The following is a 14,454-nucleotide window of genomic DNA, read 5'->3' on the forward strand; positions in this document are numbered from 1 at the left end:
CGTCATACGCGTTTGGCAAGCTCAGGTGATGAGCTTCTCGACCCTGGCCGTGGTGCTGCTCTGCCTCGCCGCGGGCGGCGCGCTGGGCTGGTTCGCCGCCCGGTCCCGGTCGGCGACGGAGATCGCCCGGCTGGAGGCCACGCTCGCCGCCACCCGGGAGGGCGAGGGGCGGCTGGAGCAGTCGATGCGGGCGCTGAGCTACGAGGCGACCGCGCAGTCCCAGGAGGCGGTCGCGCGGGCGGTGGCGCCGCTGCACGACACCCTGCGCCGCTACGAGGCCCGGGTGGCGGAGCTGGAGCACGCCCGGGTCGACGCGTACGCCGAGCTGCGCGAGCAGGTCCGGGCGATGGGGGCGGTCTCGGGCGAGCTGCGTACCGAGACCAAGCAGCTCGTGGCGGCGCTGCGCGCGCCCCAGGTGCGGGGCCGCTGGGGCGAGCACCAGCTCCGCCGGATCGTCGAGGCCGCCGGCATGGTGGAGCACTGCGACTTCAACGAGCAGGTCACGGCCGCGACGGACCACCAGGGGGTACGCCCCGACCTGGTGGTCCGGCTGCACGGCGGCCGGACGGTGGTGGTGGACGCGAAGGCGCCCTTCGACGCTTACCTGACGGCGATGGAGGCGCGCGACGAGCGGGGCCGGGACACCCACCTCGACGCCCACGCCCGGCACCTGCGGGCGCACGTCGACGCGCTGGCCGCGAAGACCTACTGGGCGGCGTTCGACTCGACGCCCGAGTTCGTGGTGCTCTTCGTGCCGGCCGACCCGTTCCTCGACGTGGCGTTGCAGCGCGACCCGACGCTGCTGGAGCACGCGTTCGCCCGCAACGTGGTGCTGGCCACCCCGGCGACCCTGGTGGCGCTGCTGCGCACGGTGGCGTACTCGTGGCGGCAGGAGGTGCTGGCCCGCAACGCGGTAGCGGTGCACTCGCTGGCCCGCGAGCTGTACGGACGGCTGTCCACCCTGGGCGACCACGTCGGCAAGCTCGGCGCGTCGCTGGGCGGGGCGGTGACGGCGTACAACCGGGCGGTCGGCTCGCTGGAGGCGCGGGTCCTCGTCAGCGCCCGCAAGCTCGCGGAGCTGGGCGTCTCCGACCGGGAGCTGACCACGCCGGCGCAGGTGGAGGTCGCGCCCCGGCAGCCGCAGGCCCCGGAGCTGGTGGAGCCGGGCAGCACAGTGGCCGAACGGTCGACGCGGAGCGACCAATAGCACCTGCGGCGTGTCCACGTTGACCCAACACGTCACGAGGTGGTCACAACTGATCCGGCGCTAGTGACATCGACCCTTCCCGAAGCCAAGGATCTGGTCACACCCGCGCCCTGCCTCTGAGGGCCTGTTCTCCGGAGGAATCAAAGACGTGACGACACCCCGCAACCGGAGCCGGCGCACGTCGGCCGGGCTCCTCGCGTCGGTCGTGGCCGCCGGTGCCATGACCGGCGCGGGCGGCGCCGCCACCGCGAGCGCCGCCCCCGCCGAGCCCGAGGCTCCACAGTCCACCGCCGTGGAGACCCTGGGCGCGCACGACGCGAAGCTGCTGGCCGAGGCCGAGGCGAAGAAGGCCAGCACCGTCACCCTGATCGTCGCCACCGACAAGGGCGAGGCGAAGGACGTCGCGGACGCCGTGCAGCGCCTCGGCGGCACGGTGAGCCGGCGCTTCGACACCATCGGGTACGTGCTGGCGAAGGTCCCCACCGCGCAGGTGCTCCGGGCGGCGACCCTGCCCGGCGTCGCCGCGGTCGACCTCGACGAGACGATCCAGCTCCCCGACCCGACCCCGGAGGCGGCGCCCTCGGGCGCGAAGGCCGCCGCCCAGGGACGGACCCTGGCCGGGCCGGGCGCCGACACCGGCGCGGTCAACCCGTACATGCCGACCAGCGAGACCGGCGCGGAGGCGTTCAAGGCCACCCACCCCGAGTGGGACGGTCGCGGCGTGACCATCGGCATCATGGACTCCGGCGTGGACCTCGACCAGCCGGCGCTCCAGCGGACCACCACCGGCGAGCGCAAGATCGTCGACTGGGTCACCGCCACGGACCCGCTGGAGGACGCCACCTGGCGCGCCATGATCACCGAGGTCGCCGGCCCCAGCTTCACCGTGGGCGGCGCGACCTGGACCGCCCCGGCCGGCAGCTACCGCTTCTCGACCTTCCGCGAGTCGACCACGGCCGGCAGCGACCCGGCCGGTGACGTCAACCGCGACGGCGACACCACCGACGTCTTCGGCATCCTCTACGACGCCACGACCCACGACATCCGGGTCGACGCCAACCAGAACCGGGACTTCACCGACGACGAGGTGATGCGCCCGTACCGGGAGAAGTTCCAGGTCGGGCACTTCGGCACGGACAACCCGGCCACCCCGGTGCGCGAGCAGATCCCGTTCGTCGTCGAGTACCGCGAGGACGTCGACGCCAACCCGGGCGACAACCAGCCGGGGCCGTACTACGACTTCGTCAACATCGGCATCGTCGAGTCCACGCACGGCACGCACGTGGCCGGCATCACCGCCGCCAACGACATGCTGGGCAACAGCGCGTTCGACGGCGCGGCCCCCGGCGCTAGGCTCGTCTCCGCCCGCGCCTGCTCCTGGGGCGGCGGCTGCACCGCCGCGGCGCTCACCACCGGCATGGCCGACCTGGTGATCAACCGCAAGGTCGACGTGGTCAACATGTCGATCGGCGGCCTGCCGGCGCTCAACGACGGCTCCAACGCCCGCGCCCAGCTCTACAACGAGCTGATCAGCGTCTACGGCGTGCAGTTGTTCATCTCGGCCGGCAACTCCGGCCCCGGCGTCAACACCGTCGGCGACCCGTCGGTGGCGGAGAACGTGGTCAGCGTCGCCGCCAGCATCAGCGACGACACCTGGCTGGCGAACTACGGCTCGGTCGTCCGCCGGGACAACGCGCTGTTCAACTTCTCCTCGCGCGGCCCGCGTGAGGACGGCGGCTTCAAGCCGAACATCGCGGCCCCCGGCTCGGCGATCTCCACCGCGCCGACCTGGCAGGCCGGCAACGCGGTCCCCGAGGCCGGCTACCCGCTGCCGCCGGGCTACCAGATGCTCAACGGCACCTCGATGGCCGCCCCGCAGGCCACCGGCGCCGCCGCCCTGCTGCTCTCCGCCGCCAAGGCGACCGACCGGGGCGTCACCCCGGCCGCGCTGCGCCGGGCCGTCTACACGTCGGCCAAGCCGATCCCCGGCGTGGCGACGTACGCGCAGGGCTACGGCATGTTCGACGTGCCGGGCGCGTGGCGGCTGCTGGAGCAGGGCGTGCAGACCCGGTCGTACGTCTCCGACGCGCCCGTCTGCACGGAGCTGTCGAAGAACCTCACCCGGTACGACAGGGCCACCGGCACCTTCGTGGCGAACCCGCACCGGGGCGCGGGCGTGTACAACCGCTGCGCCGTCTTGCAGGGCGGGCAGCCGGTGAAGAAGTCCAAGACGTACGAGATCGAGGTCACCCGGACCAGCGGCCCGAACAAGAGCATCCGGCACGACCTGTCGCTGCGCGGCGACGACGGCACCTTCAGCGCGAAGAAGGAGGTGTGGCTGCCGCTGAACAAGACCGTCACCATCCCGGTCAAGGCCAAGCCGAAGACCGCCGGGGCGCACAGCGCGCTGCTGCTGGTCGACGACCCGGCCACCTCGGTGGTCGACTTCGAGGTCTCCACCGTCGTGGTCGCCGCCGACCAGGTGACGAAGCCGGCGTACTCGTCGACCGTCGAGGGCTCGGTCGAGCGGAACTCCTCCCGCTCGTACTTCGTGGAGGTGCCGCCGGGGACGGGCGCGATCCAGGTCGACCTGTCCGGCATCGCGACCGGCTCGCAGACCCGGTTCATCGCGATCAACCCGTACGGCCTGCCGGCCGAGAGCACCGCGAGCACCGCCTGCTTTACCAACTTCTCCAACGTGGCGGCCTGCAAGCCGCAGGAGCGGGACTACCGGAACCCCATCGCCGGGGTCTGGGAGTTCGAGGTGGAGGCGCGGCGCACCTCGCCGGCGCTGGACAACCCGTTCCAGCTCCAGGTGCGGGTGCAGGGCGTCACGGTCGAGCCGGCCGTGATCGAGCTGCCGTCGGTGACCGCCGGCACCCCGACCGCCGTCAACTGGGGCCTCACCAACACCTTCGGCCCGGTCGCGGTGACCGGCCAGGGTGGCCCGCTGGCCAGCGTGCGCGCGCAGCGGCCGACCATCGCCGAGGGCACCAGCCAGGAGTACCTGGTCGAGGTCCCGGCCGGCGCCGCCACCTTCACGGCCCGGATCGGCAACACGGAGGACGTCGGCGCCGACCTGGACCTGTCGGTCTTCCTCGGTACGACCCGGGTGGGCCGGTCGGCCGACGGCGACTCGGAGGAGGCGGTGACCCTGACCAACCCGGCGGCCGGCACCTACCGTGTGGTGGTCGACGGGTACGGCGTGAACGGGCCGGGCACCAGCACCGCCTACGACTACCGGGACTCGTTCTCGGCCGCGTCGCTGGGCACGCTGACCTCCCCGAGCACCCCGGTCGCCCTGGCCAACGGCGCCAGGGCCACCCTCACGGGCACGGTGACCGCCCAGTCCGCCCCGGCCGCCGGCCGGTCGCTCTACGGCGACCTGGCCGTCACCACCACCGAGGGCGCGGTCGTCGGCGTCGGCTCCGTGGCGATCGGCGCGGTCAACTGATCGCACCCGCCTGACTGACCAGCACCACCACCGGGAGCCCGTCCCCGCCCATCGCGGGGGCGGGCTCCCGTCGTCCCGGCCCGGCCGGTACGGCGGGCGCGGCGGGTCAGGCGCGGCGGGCGGACTCCACGACGAAGGGGGTGCCCTGCTGGCAGGTGGTCATCATGTCCGGCTTGGCCTGGCCGGTGACGGTGACCTTCGCGCCGGCGGTCAGGACGTCGGTCGGGCCGCCGATGAGCTGGTAGCCGTCCAGCAGGCGGCAGCCGGGCTCGACCCCCGCCTCGACCGTGCCGGTGAGCGTGGTCGCGCCAGGGCCCGGCGGGCGGCTCGGGCGGCCGGGGCGGTCCTTCGGGGGGAAGGTGGAGGAGGGGGCGACGGCGGTCGGGTCGGCTGGGCCGGTGCTGGGCGCGTCGGTCACCGGAGAACCTCCCGAGGGGCTGGGGGCGGGGGTGCCGTCACCGGCGCCCTGGCCGGCGCACGCGCTCAGGGCGGCGCCGGCGACCAGCGCGACGAGGGCGGTCCGAACAGTTCTCATGCCCATCTGACGCGGCGGCCCGATGATCCGTTCCCCGGCCCCGGGTCAGGCGCGGGCGGCGGCAGCCGCCGCCTTCATGTCGCGCTTGAGCTCCTGGGGCAGGGAGAAGGTGAGCCGCTCGTTGGCGGTAACCACCTCCTCCACGTCGGCGAAGCCCCGCGCGGCGAGGTGCGCCAGCACGTCCTGGACCAGCTCGTCGGGGACGCTCGCGCCGGAGGTCAGGCCGACCGTGCGGGCCCCCTCCAGCCAGGCGTCGTCGATCTCGGTCGCGAAGTCGACCAGGTGGCCGGCGCGGGCACCGGCGTCCAGGGCGACCTCGACCAGCCGGACGGAGTTGGAGGAGTTGCGCGACCCGACGACGAGCACCACGTCGCACTCGGGGGCGATCTCCTTGACCACGTGCTGCCGGTTGGAGGTGGCGTAGCAGATGTCGTCGCTGGGGGGCGACTGGAGCAGCGGCAGCCGCGTCTTGAGCCGGGCCACCGTCTCCAGCGTCTCGTCGACCGACAGCGTGGTCTGGGAGAGCCAGACCACCTTGCTCGGGTCCCGCACGGTGACCTTGTCGGCGCCGTCCGGGCCGTCGACGAGCTGGATGTGCTCGGGGGCCTCGCCGGCGGTGCCGATGACCTCCTCGTGGCCCTCGTGGCCGATCAGCAGGATGTCGTAGTCCTCGGCGGCGAACCGCTTCGCCTCCTGGTGCACCTTCGTCACCAGGGGGCAGGTCGCGTCGATGGCCTTGAGGGAGCGGGCCCGCGCCTGCTCGTAAACCTCCGGGGCGACGCCGTGGGCGGAGAAGATCACGGTGGCGCCCTCGGGCACCTCCTCGTTCTCCTCCACGAAGATCGCGCCCTCGGCCTCCAGGGTCCGCACCACGTGCTTGTTGTGCACGATCTCCTTGCGCACGTAGATCGGGGCCCCGTAGAGCCGCAGCGCTTCCTCGACGGTCTGCACCGCCCGGTCGACGCCCGCGCAGTAGCCGCGGGGCTTGGCCAGGAGCACGCGCTTGCCGGTCGGGGGGGTCGCCTCAGCCTGAGTCACCCGCCCATCGTACTGCCGCCCCGACAGGCGGCACCGGCTGCGCGGGTCGCCCGCCCGGCGTCCGTAGGGTGGTGGCGTGAGTACGGATGAGGGTGGGCGGAGCAGCTCCGAGGAGCCGTGGCCCGTGCGGGTCGTCAGCCAGAAGGTGGGGGCCTGGATCGCGCGGCTCGGCTGGGTCTGGGTGGACGGGCAGGTGGCGCAGATCAGCCGGCGCCCCGGGGCGGGCACCGTCTTCATCACCCTGCGCGACCCCTCGGCCGACCTGAGCCTCACCGTCACCACCAACCGGGACGTGCTGGACGCGGGCGCGCCCGAGCTGCGGGAGGGCGCGCGGGTCGTGCTGCACGCCAAGCCCGAGTTCTACGCGGCGCGGGGCACGCTGAGCCTGCGCGCCGACGAGATCCGCCAGGTGGGGCTCGGCGAGCTGCTGGCCCGGCTGGAGAAGCTCAAGAAGCTGCTGGCCGCCGAGGGGCTGTTCGACCGGGCCCGCAAGCGCCGGCTGCCGTTCCTGCCGGGCCGGATCGGGTTGATCACCGGCCGCGCCTCGGCCGCCGAGCGGGACGTGCTGACCAACGCCCGCCGGCGCTGGCCGGCCGTGGAGTTCCGCACGATCAACGTGGCGGTGCAGGGGACGGGCGCCGTGCCGCAGATCGTCGACGCGCTGAAGGTGCTCGACGCCGACCCGACCGTCGACGTGATCGTCATCGCCCGGGGCGGCGGCGGCATCGAGGACCTGCTGCCCTTCTCCGACGAGGCGCTGTGCCGGGCGGTCTTCGCCTGCCGTACGCCGGTGGTCAGCGCCATCGGCCACGAGACGGACGCGCCGCTGGTCGACTACGTCGCCGACGTGCGGGCCTCCACGCCGACGGACGCCGCGAAGCGGGTGGTGCCCGACCTGGCCGAGGAGCTGCGCCTGATCCAGCAGGCCCGGCACCGGGTGGAGCGGGCGGTGCGCAACCTGGTCGACCGGGAGTCGCACCGCCTCGACGGGCTGCGGTCCCGGCCAGTGCTGGCCCGGCCGCAGGTGATGATCGAGCAGCGGGCCACCGACGTGACCGGCCTGCGCCAGCGGGCCAGCCGCTGCCTGGACCACCGGCTCGGCGCCGCGGCCGACGAGCTGCGACACACGCTGGCCCGGCTGCGCGCCCTCTCCCCCGCCGCGACGCTGGAGCGCGGCTACGCGATCGTCCAGCGCGCCGACGGGCACGTCGTCCGGGCGGCCGGCGAGGTGGACGCGGGCGACCCCCTGCGGGTACGCCTCGCCGACGGCGAGCTGGCCGCCACGGTCGACGGCTGAGCCCGGCGGGGCGGACGGGCGGGGATGTGCTGGGATGGGGCCGATGAGTGACGAGAAGAAGGCCGGGCCGGACGAGCGGCTCAGCTACGAGCAGGCACGGGCCGAGCTGGCCTCGGTGGTGGAGCGGCTGGAGGCGGGCGGCACCTCGCTGGAGGAGTCGCTGGCGCTCTGGGAGCGCGGCGAGAAGCTGGCCGAGGTCTGCCAGCGCTGGCTCGACGGGGCCCGCGCCCGCATCGACGCGGCCCGCCGGCAGCAGTCCGACGCCTGAGGGCGTGACCTTCTACGGCGGGTGCGGGGCGACGGTCGCCGCCCCGCACCCGGACGCGCTCAGTTGAACAGGTTGTACAGCTCCTTCGGGGCCTCGACGACCTGGTCGGCCGGGGGCTTCTGGGCGGCGGTGGCCGCGCCGTAGTCGGAGTACGTCATCCGGATGTCCTGGGCCTTGGTCTGGCCGGACGCCGGGATCTGGATGACCAGCTCGCTGAGCCGGCCCTGCGGGTCCAGCTTCGCGGTGAACGGCAGCGACCGGGCCTGCTGGCCGAGCGCCTTGATGATCTCGGCGTTGAGGGAGCCGGCCTCGGCCGCCTTGGAGACGTCGATCGTGCCCGCGTACGCGCCCTCGCCGGTCTGCCGCACCTCGGTGACGCCCTGGGTCAGCACCTCGCTGCCGGCCGGGTCGACCTTCTCGAAGTCGAAGCCGAGGCTGCGGTTGCCCTTGATCCGGGTCTGGTCGAGGTGCTGGTACTTGCCGAGGTTGAGGTTCTGCACGCCGGGCAGCTTGGCGGCCTGGCCGCCGAGGTCGATCTTCACCCAGCTGTCCGGCTTGAAGTGGACCACGTCCAGCTTCATCGAGACGTCCGAGGAGGCGTCGCCGACGCTCAGCTTCATCTGAGCGCTCTGGCTGGGCTCGTGCACCTGCCCCTCGGCGGTGGTGCCGACGCCGGCCATGGTGAACCGGAAGTTGCCGTTGCGGATCTCGTTGGTCGAGTTCAGGAGGGCCTGCTTGGCGTCGCCCGTGCCGGGCGACGCGCTCCCCGGGGCGGCGCTGCCGGAGGCCGTCGGGGACGCGGAGGCCCCCGCCTCGCCGGTCCCGGTGTTCTCGCAGGCGGCCAGAGCGGGAGTGAGCAGCGTCGCCGCGAAGACCGCCGCACTGAAGCGTCGAATGATCACATGAACCTCTCAGGTGGGTCGTTCCGGTCCGCGAGGGCGCCGGAGGCGTGGCGCCGCAGCCCCGTGCCGGCTCCGACGCACGAGTCCCGACCGACTGGCGGAGTGCCCCGGCGAGCCTCGTACCCCTTCTGTTCCCTGTGACCGTGTTCCGCAATCCCTGTCCGGTCCCGTCGACTCGCCACCCGCGATCGACCGGTCTGGTTGGCCCGTTCTCCGGGTTCGCGGGTTCCGCACCGGAGCGACGGCGAGCCGTCGTCACGGCTGGCCGGAGCCGGGGCGGCTGCGGCCAGAGGCACGGCGGCACGGTCTGGACAACGCGCTTTCGAAGTCTGTCCATGTTGAGACCGAGGGAGCCGAGAGCACGGTGATCGCGGATCCACGGCCGGTGGCGGGTGGCGAACAGGGCACGAAGTACGGCTGTTACGCCACGAACACTGGACTACGGTGCTCCGATGCAGGCATATGAGACTGAGCGGGCAACACGGGCAGCAATTTCGAGCGCCTCCTCTCTCGGCCTAACCGCCCACGACGCCGCTGTCCTGCACAACTCCAACACGCTCACCCTGCGTTTGCAGCCCTGCGACGTGCTCGCCCGGGTGGCTCCGGCAGCGCACCAATGCGCCCAGCTCGAAGTGGATGTCGCTCACCGGCTGGCCAAGGCCGGAAGCCCGGTGGCCGCGCTCGAATCACCTCAAGTCTTTGTCCGAGGCGACTACGTTGTCACCCTGTGGACCTACTACGAACCGGCGACTGATCAGCCGATCGCCAACGCGGAATACGTGGCCGCGCTCGAACGTCTGCACGCCGGAATGCGCGAGATCGACTTGCCCGCCCCACACTTCACGGACCGGGTTTCCGCAGCCCAGACGCTGGTGGCCGACCACGCCCGGACGCCGGCACTGGCCGCCTCGGACCGGGTCCTCCTCGCCAGCACGTTGCACCGCATGCGACGAGCGGTCACCGAGAGCGGTCGGCCCGAGCAACTCCTGCATGGCGAACCCCACCCCGGCAACCTGATCTCGACCCGGACCGGCCCTCTTTTCATCGACTTCGAGACGTGCTGCCGGGGGCCGATCGAGTTCGACCTGGCCCACGCGCCCGACGATGTCGGGGACCACTACCCGGGTGCCGATCACCAGCTGCTCCGGAATTGCCGGGCCCTCATGCTGGCAATGATCACAGCGTGGCGCTGGGATCGCGACGACCAGTTCCCCGACGGCCGGCGAATCGGCATCGAGTGGCTGAGCCAACTCCGGAAAGCAACGGCCAATCTGGATGGGTGAGCCGACTCGCGTCATCGGGTGGTCCCCGCCGGCCCTGGTGGGGCCGGCGGGGACGCCGATGGTGGGGCGGGTGGTCACCCGCAGCAGCCGCCGCCGGAGGAGACGGTGACCAGGCCGAGTTCGGCGGGCGGGAGGTCGCCGTCCGCCGCGCCCCGGTCGGTGGTGTCGAACTGGTTGCCGGCGAGGGCGGCGAGTTGCAGCGCGACGCCGGGGTCGACGCCGAGTTCGTCGGCGGCGGCGCGGGTGGCGGCGGCGACGGTGCCGGCGGTGGGCAGGTGACGCAGGGCCGCGGAGATGAGCCGGCCCGGGACGTCCGGGGCAAGGCCGTGGCGGGCGGCGGCGTCGTCGAGCATCGCCTGGTAGCCCTGCGCGGAGGAGCAGACGCCGGTTTCGGGCAGGTCGAGCTGCACGTCGCGGGCGGCGGTCCAGTCCCCGGCGAGGGCTGCGGTGATGGAGCGGACCTGCTCGTAGCCGGTAGCCATGAGGAAGGTCGGGGCGCGGCCGTAGGACTTCATGCCGACGGCGAAGTAGCCGGGCTCGGGCTGGGTGAGTTCGTCGATGCCGTGCGGGCGGACGGTGCCGCAGGAGTGGTCGTTCGGGTCGATCAGCGGCGCGAGGGCCCGGGTGCAGCCCAGCACGGGGTCGAGGTCGAGACGCAGTTCGGCGGCGATGGTGTGGTCGGGTCGGAAGCCGGTGGCGGCGACGATCCGGTCGGCGCTCAGGGTGCGCCCGTCAGCGGCGGTCAGGTCGGCGTGCCCGTCAGCGGCGGTCAGGTCGGCGTGCCCGTCGACGGCGGCAACCGCGTGTACGGCGAAGCCGGTGACCAAGCGGACGCGGCCGGAGTCGACGAGCAGCTTGATCCCGGTGCCCAGCGCCCCGCGGCCGGGCAACGCGTCGGCGTCCCCGCCGCCGAGCGCGCGGTCGATCGAGCCGCCGCGGGTGGCCCAGGTGATGGTCGTGCCGGGCTCCTGCTCGGCGAGTTCGGCGAGCGCGAGCAGTGTGTTCGCGGCGGAGTGTCCCGCGCCGACGACGACGGTGTGCCGGCCGGCGAAGCGGTCGCGGTCGGCGCCGAGCACGTCGGGCAGCGCGCCGTCGATCAGCGTCGCGGTCTGCGGGTCGGTCTCGCCGTGCGCGGGCAGCCCGGTGGCGCCGAGCACGTTCGCGGTACGCCAGGTGCCGGAGGCGTCGATCACCGCTGCGGCGAGCACGTCCTCGCCGGTGGCGAGCCGCACGACGAACGGGGCGTTCTCGCGGCCGGCGGTCCTGATCCGGTCCACGCCCACGCGGCCGATCGCCGCGACGGGGGCGTCGTAGCGGACGTGCGGAGCGAGCTGCGGCAGCTCGGCGAGGGGTCGCAGGTACGCCTCGACCAGGTCCGCGCCGGTGGGCAGTGCCTCAGCGTCGGGGGCGGCCCAGCCGGCGGCCTCCAGCAGCCGGCGCGCGGCGTGGTCGACGTTGTACCGCCACGGCGAGAACAGCCGCACGTGCCCCCACTCGGCCACGGCCGCTCCCGCCGACGGCCCGGCCTCCAGCACGGTGAACGGCAGGCCCCGCTCGTGCAGGTGCGCCGCCGCGGCCAGCCCCACCGGCCCGGCGCCGATGACCACGACCGGGTGCGGTCCGTCGACCCGCCCGGCCCGGTCGGTCACCCCGGGCGGTAGCGCCGCCGCGCTTTCATCAGCTACGGATGATGCGTCGATGGCACCGCCGCAGCCTCCGCCCGTAGCGACCGCCTCGGTCCTCGCGCCCGGATCGCAGCAGGCGTCGGCCCGCTCGGCGGCCTGGGCGGTGCCGCAGCACGGTGCGGCGCTCTGGTCCTCGCTCATGTGACGACCCCCTGTTAGTTCCTGATGTGGGCAAACGCGTGGCGCGTGGCGCGGGGCGCACGTGCCCGCGTCGCTCACGCACGCCGGTCGACGCCCCCCGGTCCCGCGTCGCGCCGACCGGCATCAACGCCGACTGATCGGTGTCTCGACCTGCGTCGAACCGAACGCCCCCACCTTGCACCCAGATTAGATGCCTGTCAAGCTAGACGCATGTCTGTTCTAACCGTGCTGGACGCCACAGCGGCGCAGGGCTGCTGCCCTCCCCTGTCGGTGCAGGCTCTCGCACCCCAGGTCGCCGGTGAGCTGGCACCGCTGTTCAAGGCGTTGGGTGACCCGGTCAGGCTGCGGCTGCTGTCGCTGATCGCCTCCACCACGGAGATCTGCGTCTGCGATCTGACCGACGCCTTCGACGTCACCGGGGCGACCATCTCGCATCACCTGCGGGTCCTGCGCGAAACCGGCCTGGTCGACTGCGAGCGCCGTGGCACCTGGGTGTACTACTGGGTGCGCAGGGAGGCGCTGGACCTGCTGGGAAACCTGCTGACCAGCAGAGATGCCACCACGCCGGGCACCTCGTCGCCGACGGAGGCCCGTCCCGAATCACATCGGGGTACGGTGACATCAGCGAATCCTGATGTGGTGCGGTTGTTGGCGGACCCGTTGCGGGCACAGATCGTGCGGATCCTCGCCGAGGGCCCCACGACGACGTCGCACCTGGTCGCGGAGACCGGGGCGAAGCAGCCCAACGTGTCCGGGCATCTCAAGCTGCTGCGCGAGGCCGGCGTCGTGGCCGCCGAGTCACGGGGCCGCTTCACCTACTACCGGCTCATCCCCGACGCCCTGCAGGGTGCGGCGCTGCACCTGGCCGACCTCGCCGCGCGAGCCCGGGCCCACTCCGAGAACTTCAGGATCTGCTGACATGACGCACACCGCCCCCGCCGACGACGCACCGCCAGCGGTCGTCGCGCGCCTGTCACGCCTCGACCGCTTCCTCCCGCTGTGGATCGGCCTGGCCATGGCCGCCGGCCTGCTGCTCGGCCGGCTCGTCCCCGGCCTGAACACCGCCCTGGAAGCGGTGAAGATCGGCGGCGTCTCCCTGCCGATCGCCCTCGGCCTGCTCGTCATGATGTATCCGGTGCTCGCCAAGGTCCGCTACGACCGGCTCGACACCGTCACCGGCGACCGGCGGCTGCTGCTCTCCTCGCTGCTGCTCAACTGGATCCTCGGCCCGGCACTGATGTTCGCCCTCGCCTGGATCTTCCTCGCCGACCACGCCGAGTACCGCGCCGGCCTGATCATCGTCGGCCTGGCCCGCTGCATCGCCATGGTCATCATCTGGAACGACCTGGCCTGCGGCGACCGCGAGGCCGCCGCCGTGCTGGTCGCCCTCAACTCCGTGTTCCAGGTCCTCGCCTTCGGCCTGCTCGGCTGGTTCTACCTGTCCGTGCTGCCGGACTGGCTGAACCTCTCCGGCGCGCGGTTGCAGGTGTCCGGGTGGGACATCGCGGTCAACGTACTGATCTTCCTCGGCATCCCCCTGCTCGCCGGCTACCTCACCCGCCGCCTCGGCGAACGCGCGAAGGGCCGCACCTGGTACGAGAGCCGCCTCCTGCCGAAGATCGGGCCGGTCGCCCTCTACGGGCTGCTGTTCACCATCGTCATCCTGTTCGCCCTTCAGGGCGATGCCATCACCTCGAAGCCGTGGGACGTCGTGCTGATCGCCGTACCGCTGCTGGCCTACTTCGCGATCATGTGGGCCGGCTCCTACGCCCTCGGCCGGGCCATCGGCCTGAACTACGAACGCACCACCACCCTCGCGTTCACCGCCGCCGGCAACAACTTCGAACTCGCCATCGCCGTCGCCATCGGCACCTTCGGCGTCACCAGCGGCCAGGCCCTCGCCGGCGTCGTCGGCCCCCTCATCGAGGTGCCCGTGCTCGTCGCCCTGGTCTACGTCAGCCTCGCCCTACGCCGACGCCTCTTCCGAACCGTAACCACCACCCTGCCCGCCGGCGGATAGGAGACCCTCGTGTCCGACAAGCCCACCGTCCTGTTCGTCTGCGTCCACAACGCCGGCCGCTCCCAGATGGCCGCCGGCTGGCTACGCCACCTCGCCGGCGACCGCGTCGAGGTCCGCTCCGCAGGCTCCGCCCCCGCCGACAGCATCAATCCCGCCGCCGTCGAGGCCATGCGCGAGGTCGGCATCGACATCACCGACCAGACCCCCAGGCTCCTTGAGTACGACGCCGTCGAAACCTCCGACGTCGTGGTCACCATGGGCTGCGGCGACTCCTGCCCCGTCTTCCCCGGTAAGCGCTACGAAGACTGGAGGCTCGAAGACCCCGCAGGCAAGGGCCTCGACGCCGTACGCCCGATCCGCGACGACATCAAGATCCGAGTCACCGACCTGCTCGGCAGCATCGACCGAAACGGCTGAACACTCCGCGCGTGCGAAGGGCGGCTGGCCACCCACCGCGGTTTTTCGGCTGCGACGGCGCATGGAGCCCGGCACGGAGGGTAGCCGCAGGCGGTCCGAGCCCGCGCGGCCACCTGATCGAGTCGTAGTGATCCACGAGACATCGACACACCTAGCCGACCGATACCCCCAGGGGGTATGTTCATTGCCCTGAGGGAGGCGATGACG

The 14,454-nt window shown here is 72.7% G+C and carries 12 protein-coding genes and 1 pseudogene; 9 read left to right on the forward strand and 4 right to left on the reverse strand.

Annotated features, from left to right (window positions below; all coding sequences use genetic code 11):
* Window positions 1-28: 28 nt before the first annotated feature.
* On the forward strand, window positions 29-1,207 hold the full coding sequence (locus LPU43_RS08855; RefSeq protein ID WP_229399759.1) for a DNA recombination protein RmuC: 1,179 nt from the start codon (window positions 29-31) through the stop codon (window positions 1,205-1,207).
* A gap of 148 nt (window positions 1,208-1,355) precedes the next feature.
* The gene (locus LPU43_RS08860) at window positions 1,356-4,661 is read left to right on the forward strand and encodes a S8 family serine peptidase (protein ID WP_229399760.1); all 3,306 of its coding nucleotides are present in this window, start codon (window positions 1,356-1,358) and stop codon (window positions 4,659-4,661) included.
* 106 nt (window positions 4,662-4,767) lie between these two features.
* Here the strand turns inward: LPU43_RS08860 and LPU43_RS08865 are convergent, their stop codons facing one another.
* Together LPU43_RS08865 and LPU43_RS08870 are read right to left on the reverse strand one after the other, a co-directional pair.
* Window positions 4,768-5,196, reverse strand: coding sequence for a hypothetical protein (locus LPU43_RS08865; RefSeq protein ID WP_229399761.1), 429 nt, complete (start codon window positions 5,194-5,196; stop codon window positions 4,768-4,770).
* 45 nt (window positions 5,197-5,241) lie between these two features.
* Window positions 5,242-6,234 (reverse strand): 4-hydroxy-3-methylbut-2-enyl diphosphate reductase, encoded by a 993-nt coding sequence (locus LPU43_RS08870; protein ID WP_229399762.1) that lies wholly within the window; start codon window positions 6,232-6,234, stop codon window positions 5,242-5,244.
* A 76-nt stretch (window positions 6,235-6,310) separates the two neighbouring features.
* Here LPU43_RS08870 and xseA point away from each other — a divergent pair, with 76 nt between their 5' ends.
* Together xseA and LPU43_RS08880 are read left to right on the forward strand one after the other, a co-directional pair.
* Entirely contained in the window at window positions 6,311-7,531 is a 1,221-nt protein-coding gene (xseA, locus tag LPU43_RS08875) for an exodeoxyribonuclease VII large subunit (protein WP_229399763.1), read from the forward strand.
* A 43-nt stretch (window positions 7,532-7,574) separates the two neighbouring features.
* Window positions 7,575-7,799, forward strand: a complete 225-nt coding sequence (locus tag LPU43_RS08880; RefSeq protein WP_229399764.1) for an exodeoxyribonuclease VII small subunit — start codon at window positions 7,575-7,577, stop codon at window positions 7,797-7,799.
* A gap of 59 nt (window positions 7,800-7,858) precedes the next feature.
* Here the strand turns inward: LPU43_RS08880 and LPU43_RS08885 are convergent, their stop codons facing one another.
* On the reverse strand, window positions 7,859-8,701 hold the full coding sequence (locus LPU43_RS08885; RefSeq protein ID WP_229399765.1) for a hypothetical protein: 843 nt from the start codon (window positions 8,699-8,701) through the stop codon (window positions 7,859-7,861).
* A 452-nt stretch (window positions 8,702-9,153) separates the two neighbouring features.
* Between LPU43_RS08885 and LPU43_RS08890 the strand changes: the two genes are divergently transcribed.
* Window positions 9,154-9,984: a phosphotransferase gene (locus tag LPU43_RS08890; protein ID WP_229399766.1), complete on the forward strand. Its 831-nt coding sequence runs from the start codon at window positions 9,154-9,156 to the stop codon at window positions 9,982-9,984.
* A 74-nt stretch (window positions 9,985-10,058) separates the two neighbouring features.
* Here the strand turns inward: LPU43_RS08890 and LPU43_RS08895 are convergent, their stop codons facing one another.
* The gene (locus tag LPU43_RS08895) at window positions 10,059-11,810 is read right to left on the reverse strand and encodes an NAD(P)-binding domain-containing protein (protein WP_229399767.1); all 1,752 of its coding nucleotides are present in this window, start codon (window positions 11,808-11,810) and stop codon (window positions 10,059-10,061) included.
* A gap of 210 nt (window positions 11,811-12,020) precedes the next feature.
* Here LPU43_RS08895 and LPU43_RS08900 point away from each other — a divergent pair.
* The 4 genes and pseudogenes from LPU43_RS08900 to LPU43_RS08915 form a co-directional block, all read left to right on the forward strand.
* Window positions 12,021-12,374 (forward strand): annotated as a pseudogene (locus tag LPU43_RS08900) (ArsR/SmtB family transcription factor); the annotation flags it as partial.
* A gap of 75 nt (window positions 12,375-12,449) precedes the next feature.
* A complete protein-coding gene (locus tag LPU43_RS08905; RefSeq protein ID WP_255684478.1) occupies window positions 12,450-12,728 on the forward strand; it encodes an ArsR/SmtB family transcription factor in 279 nt (92 codons plus the stop codon).
* A gap of 1 nt (window position 12,729) precedes the next feature.
* Window positions 12,730-13,830, forward strand: coding sequence for an ACR3 family arsenite efflux transporter (arsB, locus tag LPU43_RS08910; protein WP_229399768.1), 1,101 nt, complete (start codon window positions 12,730-12,732; stop codon window positions 13,828-13,830).
* Window positions 13,831-13,839: 9 nt separating this feature from the next.
* The gene (locus tag LPU43_RS08915) at window positions 13,840-14,247 is read left to right on the forward strand and encodes an arsenate reductase ArsC (protein WP_229399769.1); all 408 of its coding nucleotides are present in this window, start codon (window positions 13,840-13,842) and stop codon (window positions 14,245-14,247) included.
* Window positions 14,248-14,454: the final 207 nt, after the last annotated feature.

It is taken from the genome of Micromonospora okii (genome assembly GCF_020884795.1).
GTDB classification, from domain to species: Bacteria; Actinomycetota; Actinomycetes; order Mycobacteriales; family Micromonosporaceae; genus Micromonospora; species Micromonospora okii.

What these genes read in the sequence shown, in the direction of transcription:
- LPU43_RS08855 (WP_229399759.1), top strand. Translation starts at nt 29, where the DNA reads ATGAGCTTCTCGACCCTGGCCGTGGTGCTGCTCTGCCTCGCCGCGGGC.
- LPU43_RS08865 (WP_229399761.1), bottom strand. Translation starts at nt 5,196, where the DNA reads ATGAGAACTGTTCGGACCGCCCTCGTCGCGCTGGTCGCCGGCGCCGCC.
- LPU43_RS08880 (WP_229399764.1), top strand. Translation starts at nt 7,575, where the DNA reads ATGAGTGACGAGAAGAAGGCCGGGCCGGACGAGCGGCTCAGCTACGAG.
- LPU43_RS08890 (WP_229399766.1), top strand. Translation starts at nt 9,154, where the DNA reads ATGCAGGCATATGAGACTGAGCGGGCAACACGGGCAGCAATTTCGAGC.
- LPU43_RS08895 (WP_229399767.1), bottom strand. Translation starts at nt 11,810, where the DNA reads ATGAGCGAGGACCAGAGCGCCGCACCGTGCTGCGGCACCGCCCAGGCC.
- arsB (WP_229399768.1), top strand. Translation starts at nt 12,730, where the DNA reads ATGACGCACACCGCCCCCGCCGACGACGCACCGCCAGCGGTCGTCGCG.